The 25,737-nt window shown below is 65.2% G+C and carries 25 protein-coding genes; 9 read left to right on the top strand and 16 right to left on the bottom strand.

The features are described from left to right. Window positions 1-132 precede the first annotated feature (132 nt). The gene (locus WN72_RS34365) at window positions 133-987 is read right to left on the bottom strand and encodes a LysR family transcriptional regulator (protein WP_027564584.1); all 855 of its coding nucleotides are present in this window, start codon (window positions 985-987) and stop codon (window positions 133-135) included. A 240-nt stretch (window positions 988-1,227) separates the two neighbouring features. On the opposite strand from WN72_RS34365, the gene WN72_RS34370 reads away from it, so the two are divergent. Continuing rightward, window positions 1,228-2,736, top strand: a complete 1,509-nt coding sequence (locus WN72_RS34370; protein ID WP_092216110.1) for an MFS transporter — start codon at window positions 1,228-1,230, stop codon at window positions 2,734-2,736. Between the two features lie 96 nt (window positions 2,737-2,832). Further along, window positions 2,833-3,183 (top strand): RidA family protein, encoded by a 351-nt coding sequence (locus WN72_RS34375; RefSeq protein ID WP_027564585.1) that lies wholly within the window; start codon window positions 2,833-2,835, stop codon window positions 3,181-3,183. A gap of 41 nt (window positions 3,184-3,224) precedes the next feature. On the opposite strand, the gene WN72_RS34380 is transcribed toward WN72_RS34375, so the two are convergent. The 12 genes from WN72_RS34380 to WN72_RS34435 form a co-directional block, all read right to left on the bottom strand. Beyond that, entirely contained in the window at window positions 3,225-4,421 is a 1,197-nt protein-coding gene (locus WN72_RS34380) for a CaiB/BaiF CoA transferase family protein (protein ID WP_092216111.1), read from the bottom strand. Window positions 4,422-4,448: 27 nt separating this feature from the next. After that, complete coding sequence (locus tag WN72_RS34385) at window positions 4,449-5,603, bottom strand: acyl-CoA dehydrogenase family protein (RefSeq protein WP_092216112.1); 1,155 nt, start codon at window positions 5,601-5,603, stop codon at window positions 4,449-4,451. Window positions 5,604-5,625: 22 nt separating this feature from the next. Beyond that, window positions 5,626-7,125 carry a tripartite tricarboxylate transporter permease gene (locus WN72_RS34390; RefSeq protein WP_027564588.1) on the bottom strand — a complete coding sequence of 500 codons (1,500 nt, stop codon included), beginning with the start codon at window positions 7,123-7,125 and terminating at the stop codon, window positions 5,626-5,628. Window positions 7,126-7,137: 12 nt separating this feature from the next. Beyond that, window positions 7,138-7,605: a tripartite tricarboxylate transporter TctB family protein gene (locus WN72_RS34395; protein WP_084335030.1), complete on the bottom strand. Its 468-nt coding sequence runs from the start codon at window positions 7,603-7,605 to the stop codon at window positions 7,138-7,140. After that, window positions 7,602-8,399, bottom strand: a complete 798-nt coding sequence (locus WN72_RS34400) for a carboxymuconolactone decarboxylase family protein (RefSeq protein ID WP_092216113.1) — start codon at window positions 8,397-8,399, stop codon at window positions 7,602-7,604. The genes WN72_RS34395 and WN72_RS34400 overlap by 4 nt, the downstream gene beginning before the upstream one ends. Before the next feature lie 13 nt (window positions 8,400-8,412). Next, window positions 8,413-9,186, bottom strand: a complete 774-nt coding sequence (locus WN72_RS34405; RefSeq protein WP_092216114.1) for an SDR family NAD(P)-dependent oxidoreductase — start codon at window positions 9,184-9,186, stop codon at window positions 8,413-8,415. Window positions 9,187-9,196: 10 nt separating this feature from the next. Beyond that, window positions 9,197-10,222, bottom strand: a complete 1,026-nt coding sequence (locus WN72_RS34410) for an acyl-CoA dehydrogenase family protein (RefSeq protein WP_245003220.1) — start codon at window positions 10,220-10,222, stop codon at window positions 9,197-9,199. Between the two features lie 40 nt (window positions 10,223-10,262). Beyond that, window positions 10,263-11,033, bottom strand: coding sequence for an SDR family NAD(P)-dependent oxidoreductase (locus tag WN72_RS34415; RefSeq protein WP_167380811.1), 771 nt, complete (start codon window positions 11,031-11,033; stop codon window positions 10,263-10,265). Continuing rightward, window positions 11,033-12,244: an acyl-CoA dehydrogenase gene (locus WN72_RS34420; RefSeq protein ID WP_092216116.1), complete on the bottom strand. Its 1,212-nt coding sequence runs from the start codon at window positions 12,242-12,244 to the stop codon at window positions 11,033-11,035. Before WN72_RS34420 ends, WN72_RS34415 begins: the two co-directional genes overlap by 1 nt. A gap of 52 nt (window positions 12,245-12,296) precedes the next feature. Beyond that, window positions 12,297-13,514 carry an ABC transporter substrate-binding protein gene (locus WN72_RS34425; RefSeq protein WP_092216117.1) on the bottom strand — a complete coding sequence of 406 codons (1,218 nt, stop codon included), beginning with the start codon at window positions 13,512-13,514 and terminating at the stop codon, window positions 12,297-12,299. A gap of 63 nt (window positions 13,515-13,577) precedes the next feature. Next, window positions 13,578-15,701 carry an acetate--CoA ligase family protein gene (locus WN72_RS34430; RefSeq protein WP_092216118.1) on the bottom strand — a complete coding sequence of 708 codons (2,124 nt, stop codon included), beginning with the start codon at window positions 15,699-15,701 and terminating at the stop codon, window positions 13,578-13,580. 1 nt (window position 15,702) lies between these two features. Then, window positions 15,703-16,473: an enoyl-CoA hydratase/isomerase family protein gene (locus tag WN72_RS34435; RefSeq protein WP_027564597.1), complete on the bottom strand. Its 771-nt coding sequence runs from the start codon at window positions 16,471-16,473 to the stop codon at window positions 15,703-15,705. 189 nt (window positions 16,474-16,662) lie between these two features. On the opposite strand from WN72_RS34435, the gene WN72_RS34440 reads away from it, so the two are divergent. Further along, window positions 16,663-17,640, top strand: a complete 978-nt coding sequence (locus tag WN72_RS34440) for a tripartite tricarboxylate transporter substrate binding protein (protein WP_027564598.1) — start codon at window positions 16,663-16,665, stop codon at window positions 17,638-17,640. 21 nt (window positions 17,641-17,661) lie between these two features. Here the strand turns inward: WN72_RS34440 and WN72_RS34445 are convergent, their stop codons facing one another. Then, window positions 17,662-18,336 (bottom strand): TetR/AcrR family transcriptional regulator, encoded by a 675-nt coding sequence (locus WN72_RS34445; RefSeq protein WP_027564599.1) that lies wholly within the window; start codon window positions 18,334-18,336, stop codon window positions 17,662-17,664. Window positions 18,337-18,434: 98 nt separating this feature from the next. On the opposite strand from WN72_RS34445, the gene WN72_RS34450 reads away from it, so the two are divergent. Further along, the gene (locus WN72_RS34450) at window positions 18,435-19,319 is read left to right on the top strand and encodes an SMP-30/gluconolactonase/LRE family protein (RefSeq protein ID WP_027564600.1); all 885 of its coding nucleotides are present in this window, start codon (window positions 18,435-18,437) and stop codon (window positions 19,317-19,319) included. Window positions 19,320-19,330: 11 nt separating this feature from the next. Here WN72_RS34450 and WN72_RS34455 read toward each other — a convergent pair whose 3' ends face one another. Next, a complete protein-coding gene (locus WN72_RS34455; protein WP_092216119.1) occupies window positions 19,331-20,248 on the bottom strand; it encodes a LysR family transcriptional regulator in 918 nt (305 codons plus the stop codon). Window positions 20,249-20,371: 123 nt separating this feature from the next. Between WN72_RS34455 and WN72_RS34460 the strand changes: the two genes are divergently transcribed. The 3 genes from WN72_RS34460 (at window position 20,372) to WN72_RS34470 (ending at window position 22,426) form a co-directional block, all read left to right on the top strand. Next, entirely contained in the window at window positions 20,372-21,454 is a 1,083-nt protein-coding gene (locus WN72_RS34460; protein ID WP_092216120.1) for an LLM class flavin-dependent oxidoreductase, read from the top strand. A gap of 52 nt (window positions 21,455-21,506) precedes the next feature. Beyond that, entirely contained in the window at window positions 21,507-22,001 is a 495-nt protein-coding gene (locus WN72_RS34465) for a flavin reductase family protein (protein WP_027564603.1), read from the top strand. A gap of 128 nt (window positions 22,002-22,129) precedes the next feature. Next, window positions 22,130-22,426, top strand: a complete 297-nt coding sequence (locus WN72_RS34470) for a hypothetical protein (protein ID WP_092216121.1) — start codon at window positions 22,130-22,132, stop codon at window positions 22,424-22,426. Between the two features lie 10 nt (window positions 22,427-22,436). On the opposite strand, the gene WN72_RS34475 is transcribed toward WN72_RS34470, so the two are convergent. Beyond that, window positions 22,437-22,877 carry a general secretion pathway protein GspN gene (locus tag WN72_RS34475; RefSeq protein WP_141263130.1) on the bottom strand — a complete coding sequence of 147 codons (441 nt, stop codon included), beginning with the start codon at window positions 22,875-22,877 and terminating at the stop codon, window positions 22,437-22,439. A gap of 229 nt (window positions 22,878-23,106) precedes the next feature. Here WN72_RS34475 and WN72_RS34480 point away from each other — a divergent pair, with 229 nt between their 5' ends. After that, window positions 23,107-23,343, top strand: a complete 237-nt coding sequence (locus WN72_RS34480) for a hypothetical protein (protein ID WP_143130596.1) — start codon at window positions 23,107-23,109, stop codon at window positions 23,341-23,343. Between the two features lie 82 nt (window positions 23,344-23,425). Further along, on the top strand, window positions 23,426-25,663 hold the full coding sequence (locus tag WN72_RS34485) for a TonB-dependent receptor (protein WP_092216122.1): 2,238 nt from the start codon (window positions 23,426-23,428) through the stop codon (window positions 25,661-25,663). Window positions 25,664-25,737: the final 74 nt, after the last annotated feature.

The raw sequence follows: 25,737 nt of genomic DNA on the forward strand, positions 1-25,737 counted from the left end.
GCGTGGTGGCAGTATACCGATCCACATCCCGATGTCATGGCGATCAGGCTGACGTAGACGCGGGGCTCCCCTGTACGCCGTGCGGTCTGGTGAACGTTTCGTTGGAACGACAGTCGCTGGCTTCGCGTGGGCTCACGCCGGCGCACGATGCTCGCGGAATGCGGCCGCCAATGCGGCCAGGGCAGCCCGCGACCGTCGATCCGTCAAGGACGAATGAAGCACGACCTCGGACGGTGGAAGTTTTGGTAGCCCAAGCCGCTCGCCGATGTCGATCGTGCCGCCAGGAGCGATCCGATACGACAACGGTGCGATTGCGAGTCCGGCCACAACCGCGGCGTGGACCGCAGAGGAGCCACCTCCCAAAAACACCTCGGTCCATTTGATGCCGGCAGCGTCCAGTGCCTGCGTGGCGATGTTGCGGACACCGCAGGTCGCGGCCAGCGCGGCGAGGCGCAAGGGCTCTCCCGGCCTGTGCTCGAACCCCTGCGCTGCGAACCAGCCGAAGCGCTCGTGTGCAAGCGTCTCGCCGTCGCGACGATCGTCCTCGCGCTGGACGATGGCCGCGTCCAGCCGTCCCTGATCGAACAGATCGAGGAGGTTTCGCGAACTGTCGAGCTGGACCTCGATGGTCAAATTCGGATCATGCGCATGGAGCCGCGACAGCAAGGACGGAACCTCCGGGCCTGCGACATGCGCGGCAATGCCGAGGCCGAAGTGACGCGGCGGCGCAGTGAGTCCCGCGATCGCGCGCTCGTGAGCCGCGATGAAGTCCCGCGCGCCCTGGAGGAAGGCGGTTCCCTGCGCCGACAGCCGCACCGAGCGCGGCGTGCGTTCGAGCAAGCGATGACCGATGCGATCCTCGAGCCGCTTCAGCTTCACGCTGATCGCCCCTTGCGTAGTCCCCAAAGCCTTCGCGGCGCGCGTGAAGCTGTGGAGATCCGCCACCATCACAAAAGCCCTGACGGCATCGACATCGAGCGAGAGCATTCCAACATCCGGCTTTGTTGTCTCTGAAATCAATATTGATCGGATTTTGTTGTGGTCAAGGCCCCCCTATGTTCGCGCGGCCAGACGCACGGCAGCGCAGCGGAAAGCAGCATCCTTCGATCGAGGGATGTCGCGCCTGCACGTCCGTCATCGGCACCAAGTTTGGAGGTCACAGCTTTGACGGTCTCACCATCACGACGAAACACAATTGCCCTCGCCGCGGCGTGCCTCGCGTCCCTCATGTTCGGCCTGGAGATCTCCAGCGTGCCGACGATCCTGCCGACACTGGAGACGGTGCTGCACGCAACCTTCCAGCAGCTCCAGTGGATCATGAACGCCTACACCATCGCAGTTACGACGGTTCTGATGGCGACGGGGACGCTGGCGGATCGCTACGGCAGAAAGCTTGTGTTCGTCGTCAGCATCGTCGTGTTCGGACTTGCCTCGCTGGTCTGCGGCCTCGCACAGGACGCCCTGGTCCTCATCGTGAGCCGCTTCCTTCAGGGCATGAGCGGCGGTGCGATGCTGATCTGCCAGGTTGCCGTTCTCTCACATCAATTCCAGGAAGGACCGGAGCGCGCTCGCGCCTTTGCGGCCTGGGGGATCATCTTCGGAATTGGCCTTGGCTTCGGCCCCATCATCGGGGCGGCGATCGTCGCAGTCTCCGGCTGGCAGTGGGTGTTCCTGGTCCATGCCGTCATCGCCATTGCCACGACTGCGCTCGCCGCGACCGGTGTGCAGGAGTCGCGCGATCCCGACGCGACGCATCTCGATGTCGCGGGGATCGCGACGCTCTCAACCTCGGTGTTCTGTGTGGCCTTCTACATCACGCAGGGTCCTGATTTCGGCTTCACCAGTCCGACCGGCTTTGCGATTGTCGCGACGGCGGTTCTCAGCTTCGTCGCCTTCGTGCTGGCGGAGACGCGTAGCGCCCGCCCGATGTTCGACTTCTCGGTCCTGCGCATACCCGCCTTCTCTGGCGCCCTGCTGGGGTCGGCCGGCATGAACTTCAGCTTCTGGCCGTTCATGATCTACCTGCCGATCTTCTTCCGTAGCGCGCTTGGCTACGACAACATCGCGGCAGGCCTGGCGCTGCTCGCCTACACACTTCCGACGCTCGTCGTTCCGCCGTTCGGCGAACGGATCTTGCTGAGGTTTGGCGGCGGCATCGCCATCCCGGCCGGCCTGTTTGTGATCGGTCTCGGCTTCCTACTGATGTGGACCGGCAGCGGCGTCGCGCATGTCAGCTGGCTGACGCTGGCGCCGGGATGCCTCCTCGCAGGCGTCGGCCTCGGTCTCACCAATACGCCGGTGACCAACGTCACGACCGCATCGGTGCCGAGCACGCGGGCCGGCATGGCCTCAGGGATCGACATGAGCGCCCGCATGATTTCGCTGGCGATCAACATCGCCTTGATGGGCTTCATCCTGATCGCGGGCATTTCGTCCCGGCTGAGCAGCACACTTCCCGCCGCGCTCGACGCCGGCCGCCTGCAAGATGTTGCGCAGAAGATCGCCGGCGGTGCCGTCCGCGCGTCCGATATCCCCGAGCTGAGCCTGACGCCGGCGGCGGAAGCCGTCCTGCAGGATGCGCTGATCCACGGCTTCAGGCTGGTGATGCTCTATGGCGGGCTTTCCGTCTGGATGCTGGCGCTGGCGAGCTTCCTGATTTCCGGTCAAAGCCGTGCGCGGCAGCACCGGCCGCAAAGCGGGAATGCACCTTGCTGCGTCCCCCGCTCCTCCTCATGATCAGAAGGCGCGGAGGGCGAGTGAGGTAAGGGTCTCGCAATGGTGGTCGGAATATGCGATACGCCACGCATCCCCCCGAGCAGTATCGGTCTCATCATGATAAATCGCGTCTTGCCCTACGAAGGACTTCTCCACGAAGTGGTCGAGCACAATGGTGTGCTCTACATCGGCGGGATCGTCCCCGAGGATACGAGCCTCGATATGTCGGGCCAGGCCAACGACGTCCTCCGGCAGCTGGCGCAGCTGCTGAAGACCCTCGGGTCCGATGTTTCCAAGGTCTTGCAGGTGACCATCTACATGACCGATCTCAAGGAGAAGGCCGAGTTCAACGCGGCCTGGAAGGCGCACTTCGCGGAAGCGCATCTGCCGGCGCGCGCTGCAATCGGCGTGGCCGATCTCGGTCCGGGCGTCAAGCTCGAGATGACCGCGATCGCGGCCCGGCAATAGCGCCGCCGAGCCTGCTTCGCCCTGCGGCCCTCGCGACCTTGTCAGATGACCTTCAGCTCGGCGAGGCGATCGATCTCGGCCTCTGAAAGCCCGAGCCAGCGCTGGTAGATCTCGCGATTGTCCTGGCCGATGTCGCCCGCGGATGTCTTCAACCGCGCGCGATCGACCGTGAAACGCGGCACGACATTCGACATCGCCACCGAGCCGAAATCCCGGTCGGGAACGCGGGTGATCATCTCGCGCGCCAGGGATTGCGGATCGGCGGCGATCTGGTCGATCGCATAGATCGGCGCCAGCGTGCCCTCCTCGGCGGCAAAGGCGGCAAGCACGTCTTCGAGCGTATGGTCGCCGCACCATTGCGAGAAGATCGCATTCAACTCCGCCGAATGCTCGACGCGGCGCGCGTTGTTGGAAAAACGGGGATCCTCGATCAGGTCAGGCCGGCCGATGGCCCGGCAATTCGCCGCAAACAGCGCATTGGTCGAGCCCGCCAGCGTGACCCAGCGATCATCGCGGGTCCGGTAGACCGCGGCGGGCGCGGAATACGCGTTGCCGTTTCCGATCCGGCCGCGCACCTCTCCCAACTGATCGAACTCGATCGGCAAAACGTCGAGCAGCCGGAAAACGGCTTCGGTCAGCGCGAGATCAATCTCCTCGCCCGGTGCATCCGGATTTTTCGCGCGCTTCCACAGCGCCGCGAGCGCGCCGACCGCGCCGAACAGGCCGCCGATCGCGTCACCGATCGGATAGCCCGGATGCATCGGCTGACCGGCGGCCTCCCCGGTGATGTAGGTGAGCCCGCCCATCGCCTCGAAAATCCGCGCGAAGCCGGGCCTGTCGCGATACGGTCCGTCCTGGCCGAACGCGGTGGCGCGCAGGATGACGAGGCGCGGCTGGATCTGCCACAGCACCTCCTTCGACAATCCCCAACGGTCGAGCGTGCCGGGGCGGAAATTCTCGATCAGCACGTCGAATTGCGCCAGCATCCGCTTGAACAGCGCGACGCCTTCCGGCTTGCGCAGGTCGAGCGTTGCGAACTTCTTGTTGCGGTTGACGCTCTTCCACCACAACGGCTTGCCGTCCTTGAACGGCGGAAAGGCGCGCACGCCGTCGCCCTGCCCGGGCATCTCGATCTTGAGCACCTCGGCACCGTAGTCGGCCAGCAGCGTTGCCGCGAACGGCGCAGCGACGATGGTCGCGATGTCCAGGACCTTCAGTCCTTCGAGCGGCCCGCTCATCTCACTTCCTCAATTTGGCTTGACGGCTCACACTGCGTCCCGCAGCAGCAGGCGCGCGATGTTGAGCTGATGAATCTGGCTGGTGCCCTCGTAAAGACGGAACAGCCGGACGTCCCTGTACCAGCGTTCGATCGAGGAGTGATCGGCGACGTAGCCGGCGCCGCCGAACATCTGCACGCAGCGATCGGCCACGCGGCCGCACATCTCGGTCGCGAAATATTTGCACATCGACGCTTCGAGCGCGATGTCTTCGCCGCGGTCGCGTTTGCGCGCGGTCTCGAGAATCATCGACTGCGCCGCGAAAATCTCGGTCCGGCAGTCCGCGATCATCGCCTGCACCAGCTGGTAATTCGCGACCGGCTCGCCGAACTGAACACGGCTGCCGGTGTAGCGGATCGCCATGTCTAGCATCCGGATCGCCGGCCCGGTCGACAGGGCGGCCAGATGAATGCGCTGCTTGTTCAGCACCTTCATGATGGTCTTGAAGCCCGCGCCTTCGCGGCCGCCGATCAGATTGGCCGCGGGCACCCGGCACTGGTTGAAATAGACCGCGCTCACGGGCGAGCCCGCCTGCCCCATCTTGCGATAGGGCGCGCCGGTCGCAAGGCCCGGGCTACTGCGCTCGACGATGAAGGCCGAGACGCCCGCTGCTCCCTTCGAATGCGGGTCGGTTCGCGCGGTGACGGTGAAGACATCAGCGACGGGCGCATTGGTGATGAAGCACTTCTCGCCGTCGAGAACGTAGTGATCGCCCTCGCGGCGGGCGATGGTCCGCACGTTCGAAGCTTCCGAGCCGGCGTCGGGCTCGGTCACCGCGAGGCAGCCGGTCCATTCCCCGCTGGCAAGGCGCGGCAGATAGGTCTGCTTCTGCTGCTCGGTGCCATCGGCGACGATTCCCTCCGAACCGATGCCGGTGTTGGTGCCCACGCGGGCGCGGAAGGCGACCGAGCATTGCGACAGCTCGAACGCGGCAAGGACGAGCTCCTCCGTGGTGAGCCCGGCACCGCCATAGGCCTCGGGAATGCTCCAGCCGAAGAAGCCTTCCTCGCGCATGGTGGCGACGATGTCCGCCGGGACCTCATCGCAGCTTTCGACGCGTGCCTCGGTCGGAATGGCGATGTCGCGGACGAAGCAGCGGACACGCTCCAGTAGGGCCTCGAAGGCGGCAGGTTCACGGATCATGACGGAAGCCTTCCGAAGTCTCTCATTCCTGGAGCGCCTCCTCGCGCCGGGCGCGGATTGTCGGCAGCATGATCAGGAGGACCGCGATGGCAGCGGCAGCCAGCAGGCTCGCCGAGAGCGGCGAGGTCAGCAGCACGGTGGCATCGCCCCGCGACAGCACCATGGCGCGGCGGAAGTTCTCCTCGATGGCCGGACCCAGCACCAGGCCCAGCAGCAGCGGTGCCGCCGGCAGTTGCAGCTTGATCAGGATATAGCCGAACACGCAGAACACAGCAGCTTCATAGACCTCGAACGTTCCGCTGTTGATGGAATAGACGCCGATCGAGCAGAACACCATGATCGCGGGGAATAGATAGCGATAGGGAATCGTGAGCAGCTTCACCCACAATCCGACCAGCGGAAGGTTGAGGATCAGCAGCATCAGATTTCCGACCCACATCGAGGCGATCAGGCCCCAGAACAGGGTCGGGTTCTTCGTCATCACCTCGGGGCCCGGATGGATGTTATGGATGTTCATGGCGCCGACCATCAGCGCCATCACGACGTTGGAGGGAACGCCAAGGGTCAGCAATGGAATGAACGAAGTCTGGGCGCCGGCATTGTTGGCGGATTCCGGGCCGGCAACGCCTTCGATGGCGCCCTTGCCGAACTGCTCGGGGTGGCGCGACAGCTTCTTCTCCAGCGTATAGGACGCAAACGACGACAGCACCGCGCCGCCGCCGGGCAGAACGCCGAGCAGCGTGCCGAGCGCCGTGCCGCGCAGCATCGCCGGCACCATGCGACGGAAGTCGTCGCGGGTCGGAAACAAATTGGTGATCTTCTGCGTCACCAGCGACAGCTTGTCGTCCTGCTCGAGATTCTTGACGATCTCGGCGAAGCCGAAGATGCCCATCGCCAAAGGCACGAAATCGAGGCCGTCGAACAGCTGGGGAATGCCGAAGGCAAAGCGCTGGCTGCCGCTGTTGAGGTCAGTGCCGACGAGGCTCAGGAGCATGCCGAGCACGACCATGCCGATGCCCTCGATGAAGGGACCGCTCGACAGCACCGAGGCAAGGATCAGGCCCAGGATCATCAGCGCGAAAAATTCCTTCGGGCCGAACAGCAGCGCGGTCGCAGTCAGCGGGCCCGCGAGGGCCGCCAGAGCGAGCGTCGCGACGCAGCCGGCGAAGAAGGAGCCGATCGCCGCGGTCGCGAGCGCGACGCCGGCGCGGCCCTGCTTCGCCATCTGGTAGCCGTCGATCGTGGTGACGACGGACGAGGACTCGCCGGGCAGATTGACCACGATGGCCGTGGTCGAGCCGCCATACTGCGCGCCGTAATAGATGCCGGCGAGCATGATCAGCGCGGCGTCCGGTTGCAGCGCATAGGTGATCGGCAGCAACATCGCGATGGTCGCGAGCGGACCGAGGCCGGGAAGCACGCCGATCAAGGTGCCGAGCAGGCAGCCGAAGAAGGCGTAGAGCAGATTGGCGGGCTGGGCTGCCGTCGCAAAGCCGATCGCCAGATTGTGGAAGAGATCCATCGACCGGCTCGTTCAGTTGAAAAGGGAAGGCCAGACGGGCAATGGCAGCCCGAGACCATAGACGAAGACGGCAAGGCACAGCACGATGAGCACCGCCGCATTGGTCAGCGCGCCCGTCCAGGTGAATTCAGGGCTGGCTTTGCTCGACACCATGATCAGGACGAACAAGGCGCCAACCAGGCCGAGCGGAAACAGCAGGGCGCCGAACAGCACCACCGATCCGGTGATCCAGGCGAGCCCCTTGAGATCCCATTGGCGCAGCGCCTCCCGACTTGCGCCCGGCTTGATCGCCCCGAGCATCACGACGAGACCGATGGCAGCGAGCACGATCGCGAGCATGCGCGGGAAATAACCCGGCCCCATCTTCGCAGCCGTGCCGGCGGGATATTCCAGCGCGACCAGGAAGAAGAAGATCGCAAAGGCGAGGAACAGCGCGCCGGACGCGAACGCCCGCTGGTTGCGGATGGCCAATCCCTTCATTCCGCTCCTCCTGCCTCGCCCTTGCCTGCGCCGGTTCTGGAGCGTTCGTCGAGGGCTTCCATCAGAACCGGCACGCCGACGGCGCATGCGTGCACGCCGAGATGTGCGGTCATCTGAAGGACCTGCACGATCTCGCGCTGGTCGATGCCAAGCCGCAGGGCGCGCCTGATCTGCACACGCAGCCCGTGCGGATCGAGCCCCGTGAAGCAGGCGTTCAATGCGATCGAGATCAGACATCGCGAGCGCTGGTCGAGACCACCTTCGGCGTGCCCGCCCGCGAGGAGATCGAGCATAACGGCGAAATAGCCGGGATCGTGCCGCAGCCATTGCTCGCAGAAGTCGGGCCAGTCTCCGAATTTCGCCACATAGGCGCTCCGGAGCGCCCTCTGCCCGTCCGTCAGCTCGGGCTGATCGACCGCGAGGCCCGCGCTTGCCAATTCCTCGGCAAGGATATTGATGCCGACATTGCTGCCGTCGAGCCCCTGAGCCGTCGCGAGCCGGAATACGTCGATGATCTCCTGCGCCGAGGCTCCCGCCTGAAGCGCAAGAACGAGGTGCAGCGCGAGGCCGGAACGGAACAGATGCGTTGCCGAACCGTCGAGCGCGACATAGATCAGCTCCCGCATCTTGGGCGACAGCGGCCCCTTCTCCGCGGCATAGCCCGCATATCTGCCGTAGGTCTGGAGAAATTCGGGATCGAGGCGCAACAGGCCTTCCGTCCAGGGCCGCCAATAGCCGCGGGCCTTGACGTAGGCGTCCTTCAGCGCCTGCTGTTCCGGCGTCAGATTGGACATCGCGATCGTCCCGTCAGGCAATGTTGGTCAGGGTGATGCCGCCGTCGACGGTGAGCACCTGCGCCGAGATGAAGCCGCTCTCGTCGCCGGCGAGAAAGCAGATCGCCTTGGCGATGTCGTCGACGGTGCCGAGCCGCCCCAGCGGCGTCCGCGCGACCCGGCGCGCATCGAGCTCGGCGTTGCGGTTGCGCATCGTGCCCTCGGTCGGAATCGCCGAGGGCGCGACCGCGTTGACGCGGATGTTGCGCGCGCCGAGCTCGGCCGCGGCCGCCCGCGTGATGCCCATGACGCCGGCCTTGATGCCGCTATAGACGATGCTGTTCTTGGCTGAGATCAGGCCGGCCACCGAGGCGACGTTGACGATGGCGCCGCCGCGCTCGGCGTCCATGACCTCCGCGGCGGCCTGGATTCCCCAGATGATCGCCTTGAAGCCGATGTTGAGCATGCGATCGATGGTTTCCGGAGCGATGTCCGGGACGGATTGATAGCGCACCCACGCCGCGTTGTTGACGAGGATGTCGAAACGCCTCTGACGCTCCGCCAATCCGAGAACCGCCTGCCGCATGCCGTCGCGGCTGGAAACGTCCTGCGTGACGGCAACCGCGTTGCCGCCCGCTGCCTTGATCGCATCCACCGTGCTATCAACAAATTCCGGCTTCAAATCATTGACGCCGACGATCGCGCCGCGCGCGGCCAGCTTGAGCGCGGTCGCGCGGCCGATGCCATTGCCAGCGCCGGTGACGAGGGCGATGCGGCCTGCGAGGGTTTGATCCTTGATCTCGGTCATGACTATCTCCTCACGCTCCCGTCTCTGCGAACGGTGCAATTTCCGACACGTAACGGCGGCCGAATGCGCTGATCAGGCCGCTGGCATCGCCCTGTGCCTGGAGCGTGCGGATGCGGCGCAAATGGCGATGCACCGGCACGTCCCAGGTGAAACCCATGCCGCCATGCATCTGTAGCGCGCCTTCGCTGATCGAGCTGCCATAGGTCGCTGCCGCCAGGAACGCCGCATCACGCTGAACCGGGCCACCGCCCTCGGACAGGCCGCGCGTGATCGCATGACGGATACTCTCTAATCCCAATTTCTGGCGCGCCAGCGCATGGCGGATGGCCTGATTATAGGACAAGGCGTGGCCGAACTGACGGCGCGTCGAGGCATGCTCCTGCGCGAGCGCCAGGCACGCCTCAGCCGATCCCAGGATGGCCGCGGCACGAAGCACATTGGCATCCGAGTTGAGCCCATTCCATGTTCCGGCCGGCAGGACGGAGCCGATGGGAACTTCGACTTTCTCAAGCCGCACCACGTGCTCCGGCACCGTCAGGTCGAGGCCGGCCGCGTCCTCCACCAGGACGCCTTTGGCATTGGCCGGGATCAGCGCTGCCGCACCACCACTCATCCGTACCAGGATGTGGTCGACCGATGCAGCGCAAGGGGCGCGCGCGAGCGTACCGCTCAGCATCAGCAGTCCGTCTTCCCGGTCGGCGATCGCCTCGCCCTGCCAGGCGATCGTCGCCAGCTTCTCGCCGGACACGATCGCACCGGCAAGACGCGTCAGCGACGACTGGAGCAGCCGGCTGACGAGAATGGTTTCCAGCAGCGGGAAGCCGAGCAATCCCGAATGCGCGGCCGCGATCACCGGCACTGCGAAGCCGAGCGGCAGGGCAAGCCCACCCACCTCCTCATCCGCGATGACGCCGAGCAAACCGTCGCCGGCGAGGTTGCGCGCCTGTTCGCGAACGTCCAGGCCCGCGCATGCGATCACTGCGCGTGTCGCGGTTGCCGCGAACTCGGCGGGCTGAAGTCCTTCGGCCATGCTCATCATCGTCCTCTTCTCAAAACCCTGCGACTACAATCGTTCACTAGGCGAGATACCCGCCGTCGACCGGCAGGATGACGCCGTTGACATAGGAGGCCATCGCCGATGCCAGAAAGATCACGGGTCCAGCGATCTCGTTGGGCTGCCCTACGCGCTTCATAGGGGTGCGCGCCATCAGGCCGGAGAGCCGCGCCGGATTGTCGCGCGTGCTTTCGCTCATCTCGGTCGCGATGATGCCGGGCGCAACGGCGTTGACCCGGATGCCGTCGGGCGCGAGATCGCGGGCCAGCGCCTGCGTGAACAACCGCACCGCCCCCTTGGACGGCGAATAGCCGAGCGCACCATTCATGCCGCCAAAGGCCGCGACCGAGGCAACGTTGATGATGGACCCGTGCGTCTTGCGCAGCGCGGGGATGAAGGCATGAACCACGTTGAAGGTGCCGTTGATGTTGACGTCGAAAACCTGGCGCCAGTTCTCGTGTGCCCGCGGGCTGTCGATCGACTCGCGGATGATGATGCCGGCACTGTTGACGACGACGTCGGCGGGACCGATCTCCTCGTCCACGCGCTTCGCCAACTCGCCGCAGGCCGCAGCATCGGTCACATCGAGCGTGCAGGCCAGCGCCTCCTTGCCCGCGTCCCTGATCTCGCGCGCGGCAGACTCCGCCCGGTCCTGCCGCAAATCGGTCACGACCACCTTCGCGCCGGCAGCGGCGACGCCGAGCGCGATGGCACGTCCGATCCCCTGCCCCGCCCCCGTCACCACGACGCGGCGATCGTGCAGCAGGCCCGCGACCTGACCCTGCGCGGCCATTATTTGCCTCGCGACAGCTGGAGGATCCGGTCGGCGATGATACCGAGCTGAATCTCGGTGGTGCCGGCATAGATCGTCTCGGCACGCGCCTGAAGATAGATGGTCTCGAAGCGTCGCCGTGCCACCTTGATCGCCGGGTTCTGCGGCAGCGAGGCCTGCGACAGCAGCTCGATCGCGAGCGCAGCGAAGCGCTGATGCGATTCGCTCCAGTACAGCTTCGCAAGACTGCCGCGCGCCCCGATCTTGTCGCCGCTCGCGAGCGCTTCCACGGCCGTCTCGACATGCGCCTTCAGCACCTCGATATCGACCGCGACTTCGCCGAGCCGGACCGCATAGTGGCGGTCCGCGACCATCGCCGACAGCACCGGGTCGGTCTTGCTGGCGGAGATCAGATGGCGCAGCTCGTTCTCGAAGCGCCAGGCGCGGTACATCCGGTTGGTCGCGCGCTCGATCTCGAGCACGCGGATCGCCGCGGCCCAGCCCTCGTCGGGCGCGCCGATCGCATCCGTTTGGGCAACTTCGACCTCGTCGAAGAACACCTCGCAAAAACTCTCGCGGCCGTCGATCGACTTGATGGTGCGCACGCGCACGCCCTTGGCATCGAGCGGCACCGCGAACATGGCAAGGCCGCGATGGCGGTCCTCCAGCGGTCCGGTGCGCGCGAGCACCAGGCAGCGCTGTGCGCGATAGGCGCCGCTGGTCCAGATCTTCTGGCCGTTGATACGCCAGCCGTCACCATCCCGCGTGGCACGGGTGCGCAGGCCCGCAAGGTCGGAACCGGCCTCGGGCTCGGAGAAGCCCTGGCACCAGATGTTGCGCATCTCGAGGATCGCCGGCAGGAAGCGCCGCTTCTGTTCCTCGGTGCCGACGGCCAGGATGATCGGACCGGCAAGCTCCTTGCCGATCGAGTTGACGCTCTCCGGCATCGCAAGCCGGCCGATCTCCTGATTGGCGATGAGATGTTCGCGCAAGGAGCGGCCATGCCCGCCATAGGCCTGCGGCCAGGTGATGCCGGTGAGGCCGGCGCGGTACATCGCCGCCTCCCAGGCGACGGACTGCTGCAGCGTGGGCGCCGCGAACGCGGCGCTGTCGCTGCGGAAGCTGGCGGGCAGATTGGCATGCAGCCAGCGATGCATCGCATCGCGATAGGCTTCGCCCGTCAGGTTCTCGCCCGCGACCGCTTGCATCGATACCGCTTCAACTACACTCATCGCCTGCTTCCTGCTTTCGCCATCCGTGCCGGCATGTCCGGCTACCCGTTGCTCACTGCGACTTGAGAAGGTCGCAGGCGCTCTCCGATGCCGGCCGCCACGCGTCCTCGGGCGCGATCGTGCCGGTGATCTCGTAATAGTCGTAGGTGTATTTGGATTCCGCCGGCGTCTTGATCCGCGCGACATAGAGCGGGCGCATCACCTGGCCGTCGGCCCGGATGCTGACGTTCTTCATCTCGAAATCGTTGACCGGCGTGTTCTTCATCTGCCGCATCACGGCCTCGCCGTCGTCGGCCCCCGCGGCGGCGACGGCTTTCAGATAATGCGTGATGGCGCTGTAAGTGGCCGACTTGCCCTCGTTGAGCAACTGACCGCCCGTCGCCTCGGCATAGCGCTTGGCGAAGGCCCGGCTTTCCGGCGTCATGTCCCAATAGAACGGCGTCGTCAGCCGCACGTTCTGGAGGTCCTTGAGGCCAATTCCGTGAGTCTGGCTGATCATGAGACCGAGCGGGACCAGCAGCTGCGACTTGGTCAGCCCGAACTCCTGAGCCTGCTTGATCGTGTTGGCGAAATCAGAGCCGGAATTGGCGAGCGCGATCGCCTTGGCGCCGCTGGCCTGCGCCGTCAGCAGGAACGAGGAGAGATCCGACGCATTCAGCGGATGCAGCACCGAGCCGACCACCTTGCCGCCGCCGGCCTTGATGAAGTTGGTCGCGTCAGTCTGCCAAGCCTTGCCGAAAGCGTAGTCGACCGTCAGGAAGAACCAGCTGTCGACGCCCTGCGCGAGCAGCGCCTTCACGGTGGCCTTGGGCTGGGCGTAGGTATCGACCACCCATTGCGTCGTCATCGGCGAGCATTTGTCGTTGGTGAAGAATGAGCCCGCCGTGCCGGCCAGCATGTAGGGCTTCTTGCGGTTCTTCATGATCTCCTGCACCGCAAGCGCGATCGAGGACGCCGAGCAGCCGACGATGGCATCGACGCCTTCATTGTCGACCCAGCGCATGGCGATGGCGACGCCGACATCGGGCTTGTTCTGGTCATCGGCGATCACGAGCTCGATCTTCTTGCCGCCGACCGTTCCGCCAAAATCCGCGACCGCGAGCTTGGCCGCCGCGACCGAACCGAGGCCGCAATTGTCGGCGTAGGGGCCGTTCTGGTCGTTCATGATGCCGATCTTGACGACATCGCCGGAAATACCCTGCGCGTGCAGGGGCGCATTCGTGAGCAGCAAGGCCATCATGCCGAGCGCAGCGATCGTCGATCTCTTCACCGTTTCCTCCTGCTTTTCGCGTTTCCTCTGGGCCGGCTTGTGCGGCCTCTTGTGGTTTTGAATTCAGTGTCGTGCCTGCGCGCCGTGCCGGATCAGCAGCGCGTCGAGCGCGACGGCCCCCTCGCCCTCGGCGCGCAGCAGCAGCGGGTTGACGTCGATCTCGGCGACCGTGTCGGCATGCGCTGCGGCAAAGCGCGACAGTGCGGCAACGGCCCGGGCCGCGGCGTCGAGGTCGGCACGCGGCCGCCCGCGTGCGCCGTCGAGCACCGCGAAGGCCTTGAGCGATCTCAGCATCGCCATGGCCTGCGCCTCGCTGACCGGTGCCATCTGCACGGCGGAATCGTGGAGGATCTCCGCGAAGATGCCGCCGAGGCCGACCATTACCACCGGTCCGAACACGGGGTCGATGCGGCTGCCGAGGATCAGCTCGGCGACACCCTTGGCCATCGGCGCCACGATCACGCCGTCGATCGTCGCCGTGGGCGCGCGGGTGGCGACGCGATCGCGCATCTGGGCATAGGCGCGCCGGACGTCGGCTTCCGAGCCGAGGCCGACGACCACGCCGCCGGCCTCGGTCTTGTGCGGCAGATCGGGCGAGGCAATTTTCAGCACCACGGGATAACCGATCTCGGTGGCGGCGCGCACTGCCGCATCCGCATCCTGCACGAGATGTTCGACCAGCACCGGAACGCCGGCGTCGGCAAGCGCGCGCTTGGCGCCAAGCTCATGGCGGAATGCGCCTGCCGGAAGCGGCGCCGCCTGCGCGACTGCCTCGGGCGCGTCCTGCGGACGCTGCGATGCGGCCTGCAACCGCACCAGTGCGGCAACGGTTGCGCAACAGCCATCGAAGCTGGCGATGGTCGGAAAGCCGAGCGCGTGCAGTTCGGCCAGCGCATCATCCGGGCCGTCCACGCACAGGACGATTGGGCGATGAGGAAATTGCGCACGCATGTTGCGCAAGCTGTCCATGTAGATGGAGCGCAGGCGCGGCAGATGCAGCGAGAACGGCAGCGGCAGGATCACCGTGTCGGTCCGTTCGTCCGCCACGACGGCAGTCATGATCTTCTCCAGGAGATCAGGACGGCTCGACATCTGCGCGGTGGCGTCGACCGGGTTGCGGGCGGATGCAAAGGGCACCAATTCCAAAATCTGGCGCTGCGTCTCCTCGCCGAGCTCCGGCAATGTCAGCCCAACCGACTGCGCGGCATCCGCGAGCAGCACGCCGAAACCGCCCGACGCCGTGAGGATCGCGATGCCCGGCCCCTTCGGCAGCCGGTCCGGCAGCAGGATCGATGCGGCATGGCCGAGATCGATCAGCTCGTCGATGCTGCGCACCCGCACCGCGCCGCAGCGGGCAAACAGCGCGTCGAACACCGCATCCGATCCCGCCATCGCGCCGGTGTGCGAGGCCGCGGCGGCCTGGCCTGCCGCTGATGTGCCGATCTTCATGGCGATGACCGGCTTGCCGGCATCGCGTGCCTCCTCAAGCGCGGCGATCAGGCGGCCGGCGTCGCGGCACGCTTCGAGACAGCACAGGATCACCTTGGTGGCGGGGTCGCGCGCCATCCAGGCGATGCCGTCGGCAATGTCGATGTCGCACTCGTTGCCCGTCGTGATGAAGCGGCTGACGCCGACGCCGCGCTCGCTGGCGAGACGCATGGTGTAGCTGCCGAGATTGCCGCTCTGCGACACGATGCCGAGCGAACCCGCAGCCGGCATGCCGTGCTCGAGCACGATCGAGAAGGTCGCGATGCTCTTCTCGGCGATGCTGACCGCGCCGAGGCAGTTCGGCCCCAGCAGGCGCATGCCGCTGCGCTGTGCGGCGACGCGCAGCCGGTCCTGCATGGCGCGACCCTGCTCGCCGAGCTCGGCAAAACCCGAGGAGAAGACGACGACGCTGCGGACGCCGCGGGCGGCGCACTGCTCGACCGCTTCGCCGGCGCGTTCCGCATCGACCGCGATGATGGCGAGGTCGGGCGCTTCCGGCAGGTCGGCGACGGAGCCGTAGGCTTGCAGCCCCTGCACCGTCGCAGCCCTGGGATTGACCGGATAGATCCGGCCGGCATAGCCGTGACGACGCAACAGATCGACCGGCCGACCGCCGATCTTCGTCGCCTCCTGCGAGGCGCCGATGATCGCGATCGAGCGCGGCGACATCAGCGCGTCGAGACCCTCCCCCGCCCGCATCTCAGCGCCCCTTGAACACCGGCGCGCGCTTCTCCAGGAACGCCATGCGCGCCTCCTTGGCGTCCTCGGTCTTGGACAGGGCCATGGTGATGTTCTGCTCGAAGCGGTAGGCATCGCGCGGCGGCATCAGCTCGACCATGTTCGCCGCGTTCTTGGCGTATTCCATCGCGATCGGGCTCTTGGACGCGATCTCACGCGCGAGCTTCATCGCCTCGGGGAGCAGGTTCTCCTTGGTGGTGCAGGCCTCGATAATGCCGAGCCGATAGAGTTCGGCGGCCGGCACCCGATAGCCGGTGAAGAACATGCGACGCATCAGCGAGCGGCCAAATATCGTATTCAGCATCGCAGCACCGCCGGCGAGACCGACATTGATCTCGGGCATGCCGAAGACGGCTTCCTCGCAGGCGTAGAAGATGTCGCAGGAGGCCATCAGGCCCACACCCGCGCCGAGCGCGACGCCGTTGATCGCCGCGATGACGGGCTTGGCGCATTCACGGATGCAATTGCCGGTCTCGCGCGTGATGCGGTTATGGCTGTGAAACGCGCCGATCTTGGTCGGGTCCGGCCGGTCCTTCAGATCCGCACCGCTGCAGAACACCTTGCCGGCGCCGGTCAGGATCGCGACCCTGACGTCCTGGCGCTCGGAAATCTCGTCGAACACCGCCACGATGCGGTCGCGCATTGCGCGATCGAGCGCATTCACCGGAGGCCGGTTCAGCGTCACCAGCGCGATGTTGTCGGACACTTCGAGGGTGACGATATCTCCTGACATTGGGCTTCCTCCTGGCTTCTGTTCGTCTTGCTTGGGGTCGTATCGCTACGCCTGACCGACCGGTCAGCTTTTTGTGCTGATAACACCAACCGCACCTGCTTGCAACATCCTCTCGCGCTCCTATTGACCGACCGATCGGTCAGCCGCTAGGTTCACGGCAAGCAAGAATGACCTTGAGGAGGATTTTCCATGCCCAGGATCAGCCGACGCCAGGCGACAGCTCTGATCGCCGGCGCCCTCGCCGCGCCGCTTGGCGCACCCGCAATCGTCAGGGCGCGAGCGTCGCAGATTTTCATCATCGTGCCCTATGCGCCGGGCGGTTCGATCGACAGCCTGATGCGCTCGATCGCAAAGGCGATGGCGGAAAACCTCGATCAACCCGTCCTCGTCGACAACAAGCCCGGCGCCAACGGCATCGTCGGATCGCAATATGTGGCGCGCGCGCCGAAGGACGGCTCGGTCCTCCTGGCCGGCGGCACCGGGCCGATTTCGCTGAACGTGCTGCTACGCAAGAACCTGCCCTACAAGCTCGAGGATTTCGCCTCTGTCGCCATGCTCTGCAACGGGCCGCTGTCGCTGACCGTGAACGCGCGGACGCCAGCCACCGACGTCAAGAGCTTCGTCGCCTACGCCAAGGGCCGCGACAAGCCGCTGTTCTACGCCACGCTAGGCCCGGGCAGCGTCACGCATCTGTTCGGGATCATGATGGGCAAGTCGATGGGATTTTCCGTCACCGAGGTTGCCTATCGCAACAATCCGGCCTCCATCATGGAGACGCTGTCGGGAGAGTGCGATCTCAATTTCGCAACGCCCGCCGCCGTTATCGAGCACGCGCGCGGTGGTCAGCTCCGCATTCTCGCGGTGTCCTCGGAAAAGCGCATGGCAAGCTTTCCCGAGATACCGACGCTGGCCGAATCCAGCCATCCCGACCTCACGGCGTCGTTCTGGACCGCGCTGCACGCGCCCGCCGGCACGCCGCGCGACGTCATCGCGCGGCTGAATGCGGCAGCGAACGCCGCGATGCAGAAGGCGGAGATTGCAAAGCAGCTCGATACCGATGGCCTGATGGTCGACACCGGCGCGCCGGAACGGCTCGACGCCCAACTGACCAAGGATGCCGCGCTCTGGGGACCGGTGATCAAGGCGCAGAACATCGTTCTGGAATGAGGCGCGGCCGCCGCTCGCCGGTCAGCGCGACTTGCGCCGGCCGGCCTTGGGCGGCTCAGCCCCAGGAAGCTCGACAAGTTCGCCGCTGCGCAGACCATTGAAGATCATGTCGAAGAAAATGTCCGCGATCTGCTCGGGGGTTGCGGACTTGTTGGGATTGTACCAGCGATGCATCCAGTTCAGCGAGGACAGGATCAGCCGGCCGGTCATGGGCACATCGACCTTGCGGATCTCGCCGGCATCGATGGCTTCCTGGATCAGGCCGCGCAGAAAGTTCTCGAAGCGGTCGCGCCGCGTCAGCCGTTCCTTGTGCCGGTGCCGGTCGGGATCGTTCCAGAAGGCGGTCGTCGAAGCGATCCAGGCCCAGCGGTAGCGGCGGAAATATTCCGCCGTGGCGACCATGAACGCGCGGATCTTCTGCGACGGCGGCCCGTCGGGAATGCGATCGCGCACAAACAGATAGAGCTCCAGCGTCGAGCCGACCGCCACGCGCGCGTAGATCTCGTCCTTGTTGGAGAAATGATGGTAGAGCAGCGACTTGGAGATACCGCAGGCGAGCGCGATGTCGCGCATCGAGGTTCCTTCGAATCCCTTGCTGGCGAACAGCCGGCCGGCCTCGGCGAGGATCTGAAGCACGCGATCAGAGGCCTCGGCCTGGTTCGCAACGCCATCCTTCATCGTTGACAGTTCAGTCATGAACTCCGCAATCCATTCATCAGCCAGCGAGTCTTTAGAATGAAACTAGGTTTTCACCGACCGATCGGTCAAGCCCGGCGATTCCCATGCGAGGAACCATGAGCATGGTACGGATCACGCGCGTCGGCACGACCAGGGACCAGCTCGGCGAGAGCCCGGTGTGGGACGAGCGCAGGCAGCGCCTGTTCTGGATCGATTCCCTCGCCGGATTGATTCGCACGCTCGATCCCGTCACCGGCGCTATCGACGAATTCGGCGCTCCCGCGCCAATCGGCTCATTGGCGTTGCGAGGCGACGGCGGCGCGGTGCTGGCGCTGCGCCATGGATTTGCGCACCTTGATTTCGACACGCGCGCGCTGACCGACGGTCCCTCGATCGGGCTCGACCACGCCAAGGTGCGGCTGAACGACGGCAAGGCCGATCCCCATGGATGCTTCGTGGCAGGCACGATGCACGGCGACCGCGCCCAGGAGGAGGCGCCGCTCGGCGGTCTCTATCGGCTGGACGCATCGGGCGCGCTGGAGCTGCTGGACACCGATCTCGCGGTCAGCAACGGGCCGTGCTTCAGTCTGGACGGACGGACGTTCTATCTCGCCGACAGCGCAAGACGGATCATCTGGGCCTATGACTACAGTCCGGACGGTCCGCCCGCGAACAAGCGCGTCTTCGTCGATACCGAGGCGCAAGGGTCCGGATGCGACGGTGCAACGGTCGATGCGGAAGGCTGTCTCTGGTCGGTGCTGGTGCGCATCGGCAAGATCGCGCGGTTCGCACCGGATGGGACAATGGTGCGGACGATCGACATGCCGGTCCGTCACCCCACCAGCGTGGCCTTCGGCGGGCCCGATCTCGATGTTCTCTACGTGACCTCGATCTCGCGCAGCCACGCGCTCGGTGACGATCACCCCGATGCCGGCGGGCTGTTCGCGGTCGAAGGCCTCGGCGTCCGCGGCCTGCCGGCGCACAGGTTTGGCCCCGACTGAGCGCCTCTGCTCTAGTGCGCCGACCTCTTGATCTGCTTCGGCACGTTCTCCGCCATGTAGTCCACAAAGACTCTGATCTTCTCCGGCAGATAGCTGCTCTGGAGAAACGTCGCGTAGATTCCTTCGTCGAAGGTGGAATTCGTCACCCGGAAGCCGGGCAACAGACGGACCAGGCGCCTGCTCTTCAATTCCTCCGCCACAGTGTAATCGTCGAGCAGCGCGATACCGTGCCCGGTGACGGCGAGATCGCACAACACCACGCCGTTGTTGCTGCTGAGGGACGACGGTACGACGATCTCGCGCAAATTGTTCCTGCGCATGAACTTCCAGACCACATCGTCCGGGCCCATCCAGTAGGTCAGGCAATGATGGCGGGTGATGTCTTCCGGTTCGCGCAACTTCGGCATCCGGCCGACATAGTCCGGTGAGGCCACGAGAATCCGCTCGCTCCGCAGCAGCCTTCGCTGCATGAGGCCTGGGTCCTTCGCTGCCTGGATCTGGAAGTCGACGTCGAATTCATCTTCGCGAAGCTGAGGGCGCCGCTCGGACAGACGCAGCTCCACCTTCAGCTCCGGATAGAGCTTTTGAAAGCCCGGGATCAGGGGCGAGAGCACCTTGATGCCGAACAGCGTCCGCGAGTGCACGCGCAGCGTTCCGCGCGGCGCGGTCTGGAGCGAGAGCGCTGCAGCCTCGGCATCCTCGATGCCGTGCAGCACCTGCTCGGTGCGCTGGAAGAAAATCTTGCCCGCATCGGTCAAGCCGAGATGGCGCGTGCTGCGGTTCAAAAGCTGCACGCCGAGCTGCGCCTCGAGCTCGCCGATGTAGCGCGACACCGACGCCGGCGAGAGCCCGACGCGGCGCCCGGCCGCCGAAAAGCTGCCCTCACGGACGGCGCTGACGAACAATTCCATGGCCTGGAGGCGATTCATCGATCTTTTCAGATTTTGCAAAAGACATGCTCAGATTACGCCAATTGTTCGAAAAAGCTCAAGGCCATAATCTCATGAGAACGCGTCGCAAGAGCGACCGCAATTGGGTGGAGGAGGCAACCGATGGAATTCGGCGTATTCATTCTGGCGCAGCAGCGCGGTTATCATCAGACCTCGCAGCAGGTGATCAACAACGCCGTCGAGCAGACCGTTGCCGCCGAGCATGCCGGCTTCGATAAGGCCTGGTATGCCGAGCACCATTTCAACAATTACAGCCTGTGTCCTTCGCCGCTGATGATGGTCGCGCATTGCGCGGGCCTCACTAAGCGCATCCGCCTCGGTTCGGCCGTCTGCGTGCTGCCGCTCTACAACCCGGCGCGACTGCTCGGCGAAATCGGCTTTGCCGACATTGTCTCGAACGGGCGGCTCGATCTCGGCATCGGCTCGGGCTACCAGAAATTCGAGTTCGACCGCTTCGGCGTCGACCTCGACCATTCGCATGCGCTGTTCGCCGAGTTCTACGACGTGCTCCAGGCCGGCATGCGCGAGCGCATCTTCTCCTATTCCGGCGAGCACCTGAAGATGCCACCGACGGCGATCGCGGTGCGCACGGTGCAGAAACCGATGCCGCCGATCTGGGTCACGTCCGGCCACGGCGAGACGCTCGGCCGCGCCATCCGCGACAACCACAACCTCTTCGTCACCGCGCTCTTGAACGGCCTCGACGCAATCAAGGCCTTGCGCGAACGTCTCGAGGGAATCGCGGCCAAGGAAGGCCGCTCCATCGACGATACGCATTTCGGCTTCCTGCGCTGTGCCTATGCCAGCGACAATGACAGCGAGATCCAGTCCTATCTCGACAACGCGCGCTTCCAGCGCCGGCTCTCCGAAAGCCTGAAGTTCCGCCGCGCCCAGAGCGACGACGGCTACCTGATCAAGGAGGAAGCCGGACCGAACGACATGAGCCTGGAGACGATGCGCAGCAACCTGCCGGTCGGCAACGTCAACCAGGTGATCGACCGCATGCTGGAAGAGATCAGCATTCTCAAGCCGACCCACATCGCGCTGCAGACCCAGCTCGGCGACTTCGATCAGCGCACGATGCTGCGCCAGATCGAATTGTGGGGCAGCAGGATCATTCCCGCGATCCGGAAGGAGCTGAAATCCGGTCGCGGCAAAGTCGCGGGCGAAGCGGTTTCGGCATAGCTCAGCGCGAGCGCAGGCCCGGAGGTACGTCATGGGATGTCAGATCTCGCAGATGACCGATTTCCACTCCGTCGAAGCCGCCGAATTCCGGCTGGCCATGCGTAATCTCGCGAGCGGCGTAGCGATCGTTGCGACGGGAACGGAAACCACACGGCGCGGGCTGACGGTCAGCTCCGTCACCTCGCTGTGCATGGACCCGCCCTGTCTGCTCGTCGGCGTCAACTCGAGCTCCGAAACGCACGCCGCCATCCTCGCCAACGGCCGCTTCGGAGTGAGCCTCCTTGGCCGGGGTCAGGAAGATCTGGCGCTGCGTTTCGCCGGCGGCATCAAGGGCCTCGAGCGCTTCGCGACGGCGCCGTGGGAGCAAGGTGTCCTCGACGTGCCGCTGCTCGAACCGGCGATCGGCGCGCTGGAATGCGTGCTACATCACCACCAGGTGGTCGGCACGCACGGTCTCTTCATCGGCAGGATCGTGGCGACGCGCGGCGGGAATGGCGATCCCCTCGTCAATTTCCAGGGCGCGCTACGCGCCTTGCCGCAAGCCTAGAGCGCGATGAGATCAGGATGAATCGTCATCGCGCTTTAGGGTATTGTTTGAGCATGATCTTCTCGGAAAACCGCTGCGCACTTTTCCGGATCACGCTCTAGCCGGGCATCGCACGAGGGAGCGGCGTCGTGATCATCGAATGCTTCGAGGGTGGCATCGTCCGGCTGACGGAGCCGATGGACTTCCGCAGGTTCAAGCTGGTGCTGCATGCCGGCGCCCGGCCCGAAACGCAGGGCTGGAAAGGGATCACGCTACTCGACGAGCGCGATGCGCTCGTCGCGATCGATCTCGTGCCGACCCTGACCGGCCGTCCTGACGATGCGAGCTGGGACCAGCGCTACGCCGAGATGGTGGCCAAGGCCCGCGAGCATGGCTGGATCGACGCCGAGCGAGCCGCGATCCGGGCTCATATCGAACGCGCGTAAACCAACTCACCTAATCGTACTGCGCCGTGTGCGAGCTTCCGCGCTTTGCGGTGCTTTCCGCAACTGCCGACACGTTTGCGGACGCGCCCTGGCCCGTCTTCGTGAGCTCCAAGGTCTCGGTCAGTTCGCCGCGCGCCATGATCACCTCCCGGCGATGCACCGAAAGAAGTTTCCAGCCCTGATAGTCGCCGTCGAGCTTGAGGCGCAGTGTGGTCTTGCTGTCCTCGTCGACAAAAATCCCGACACTCTGGTCGCCGCCGATGACCGTTCCGACCAGCACCAGATGCAACTCGGCCTGCGGCGGGCCGGACGGCGTTGGCGGTGGCGGCGCGCTCGACGCGGCGACCGAAGCCACGGGCGGTGGCGGGCGCCGCGAGGCCGAGAAGATCGGTCGCTCGCCCGTCTCCGACAACGTTGCGAGCGGCACCGCCCAAAGCGGATTGCCCTTCATCGCCTCCCGCTTGACTGGCGAGGCTGATCGCGCCGCAGGGCCGACGGCCGATGCCGGTGTTGCGGGAACTTCCGGAAGCGGGCGGTCAGGCGCCGGCACGAGGTAGGCTGGCGCGTCGGCATCCGAAAAATCCGACGGCAGCGCAAAGGTCGGAGCGGAAACGGCAAGCAATGCCGCCAGCATGGGCGCGAACCATGCCGAGATCCGCCGTATCGCCCGATGTGCTCGCATGTCCCTCGTCATCAGCCAATTGCCAGCAGTACAAGTTTCTCAGTCACGCAAAGCTGGCGGCCTGCATATGCAGGACAGGCAGCGCCGAGGGAAGCAAGGCTTATCGGTTACCGATGTGACAACCGTGCGAAGCGGCGATTACCTTGCCCGATGTTTCAACGGCTTATCCGACTGCAACGGCGCAGAGATGAATTTGAGCGTCCAAGCCGCCGGCAATGCGCCTTTTTGGTTGTAACTGTAACAATTCGCTACTCGCAATGGCCGCCTGAGGTCTAGTATGATATTGTTGCTGGATCGTCATACTCACCTGCCATAGTATGGCCATTGGACTGCAATGGTTGTCGTGCGGAGATATCGTGGTGCGTAGGGTCTTGTTGCGGGTGTTTTCCGCCGCCGCATCGTCCACCCTTTGCGCGTTCCCGGCTCCGGCCCATGAGAGCAGCTCGGCCGCACCCGCCGAGCTTCCGCCGGTCACCATTGCGGCGGCAGACCATCAGCATCCCAAACGACACGCTCGCAGAAAACCGCGGAAGGACCTTGGTGTGCACAGCCAGACTGCCGCTCGCGCGGACAGCCAGGCCGAGGGCGGCGGTGCGGCCGGCGCAGCGCCGGCCGGTTCGACCGCCTTGCAACCCACAGCCGCCAGCGCAATGCGCATCAGCGGCGCGCAGGTGAACGCTATCCCGTTCTCGCGCCCCGGCGAGGCGCTGGAAGTGGTGCCGGGCCTGATCGTCACGCAGCATTCCGGCGAGGGTAAAGCCAACCAGTATTTCCTGCGCGGCTTCAATCTCGATCACGGCACCGATCTTGCGATCAGTGTCGACGGCATGCCCGTCAACATGCCGACCCACGGTCATGGGCAAGGCTATGCCGATATCAACTTCCTGATCCCGGAGCTGATCCAGTCGGTCAACGTCCGCAAGGGACCGTATTTCGCCGACCAGGGCGACTTCGCATCCGCCGGCGCCGTGGCGATCGACTATGTCAACAAGCTGCCGCACAATTTCGCGGAGATGACCTTCGGCAGCTTCGGCTATCGGCGCGCACTGGCGGCGGGATCGACCCGCGTCGGCGATGGCACGCTGCTGACGGCGTTCGAAGCCAACAAGTATGACGGGCCGTGGGACATCCCCGACGATGTCCGCAAGCTGAATGGCGTCATGCGCTACAGCCAGGGCACCGCGACCGACGGCCTGACGCTGACGGCAATGGCCTATTCCAACGGCTGGAATTCGACCGATCAGGTCCCGCAACGCGCGATCGACCAGGGTCTGATCAGCCGTCTCGGCACACTCGATCCGACCGATGGCGGCACCTCCAGCCGGTTCAGCCTGTCGAGCAACTGGGCGCAGTCGAGCGAGTACGGGCAAACCAATGTCAGCGCCTATGTCGTGCGCTCCGACCTGCGGCTGTTCAACAACTTCACCTACTTCCTCGACAATCCCGTCAATGGCGACCAGTTCAGCCAGCTCGACGGTCGTACGCTCGGCGGCTTCGATGCGCGCCATACGTTCGACTGGCGCTTTGCCGGCCTCGAATCGCAGACCCGCGTCGGCCTGCAGAGCCGCTACGACGACATCCATGTCGGCCTGTTCAAGACCGAGCAGCGCAATTGGCTGTTGACCGTGCGCGACGACCGTGTGCAGGAGGGCAATGTCGGCCTCTGGACCGATACGACCACGCACTGGAACGACTGGCTGCACACCACGGCCGGCATCCGCGAGGATTTCTTCGCTGGACACGTCTTCAGCGATACGCCGCAGAATTCGGGCAACGCGCAGGCCTCGATGGCGAGCCCGAAGGCCGGCATCGTGCTCGGCCCCTGGTACAAGACCGAGTTCTACGGCAATGCCGGCTACGGCCTGCACAGCAACGACATCCGCGGCGCGACGATCACCGTCGATCCCAACGACAAGGTGACCCCGCTCGACCGCGTGCCGCTGCTGGTGCGCTCGCGCGGCGCCGAACTCGGTATCCGTACCAAGGTGATCGAGGGCCTCACCAGCTCGCTGGCAGTGTTCGTGCTCGACTTCGACTCCGAGCTGTTGTTCGTCGGGGACGCCGGCACCACCGAGCCGAGCCGGCCCAGCCGCCGCGTCGGCGTCGAGTGGACGAACGAGTACAAGCCCCTGCCGTGGATGACGGTCGATCTCGACGTCGCGCAGACCCACGCGCGCTTCACCGATTTCGACCCCGCCGGATCCCGAATCCCCGGCGCACCGGCGTGGGTCGCAAGCAGCGCGATCACGCTGGGCGGCGACACCGGCTGGTTCGGCAGCCTGAAGGCGCGCTATTTCGGTCCGCGTCCGCTCATCGAGGACGACAGCGTCCGTTCGCGGTCGTCGTTGATCTTCAATGCACGCGCCGGCTACAGGTTCGACAATGGCGTGAAGGTGCAGCTCGACGTGCTCAACCTCTTCAACGCCCAGACCAACCAGATCGAATATTACTATCTGTCCCGCCTGCCGGGAGAGCCCATCGACGGCGTCGCTGACCGTCACGTCCATCCGGCTGAGCCGCTTGCGGTGCGGCTGACGGTGGCGGCGAGATTCTGATCGCACCGGCAACCGGCGCCGACCTGCCGTCACAAATCCTGAAAAAATCTGACATAGAGCAAATGCTCTGATCG

Source organism: Bradyrhizobium arachidis (genome assembly GCF_015291705.1).
GTDB classification, from domain to species: Bacteria; Pseudomonadota; Alphaproteobacteria; order Rhizobiales; family Xanthobacteraceae; genus Bradyrhizobium; species Bradyrhizobium arachidis.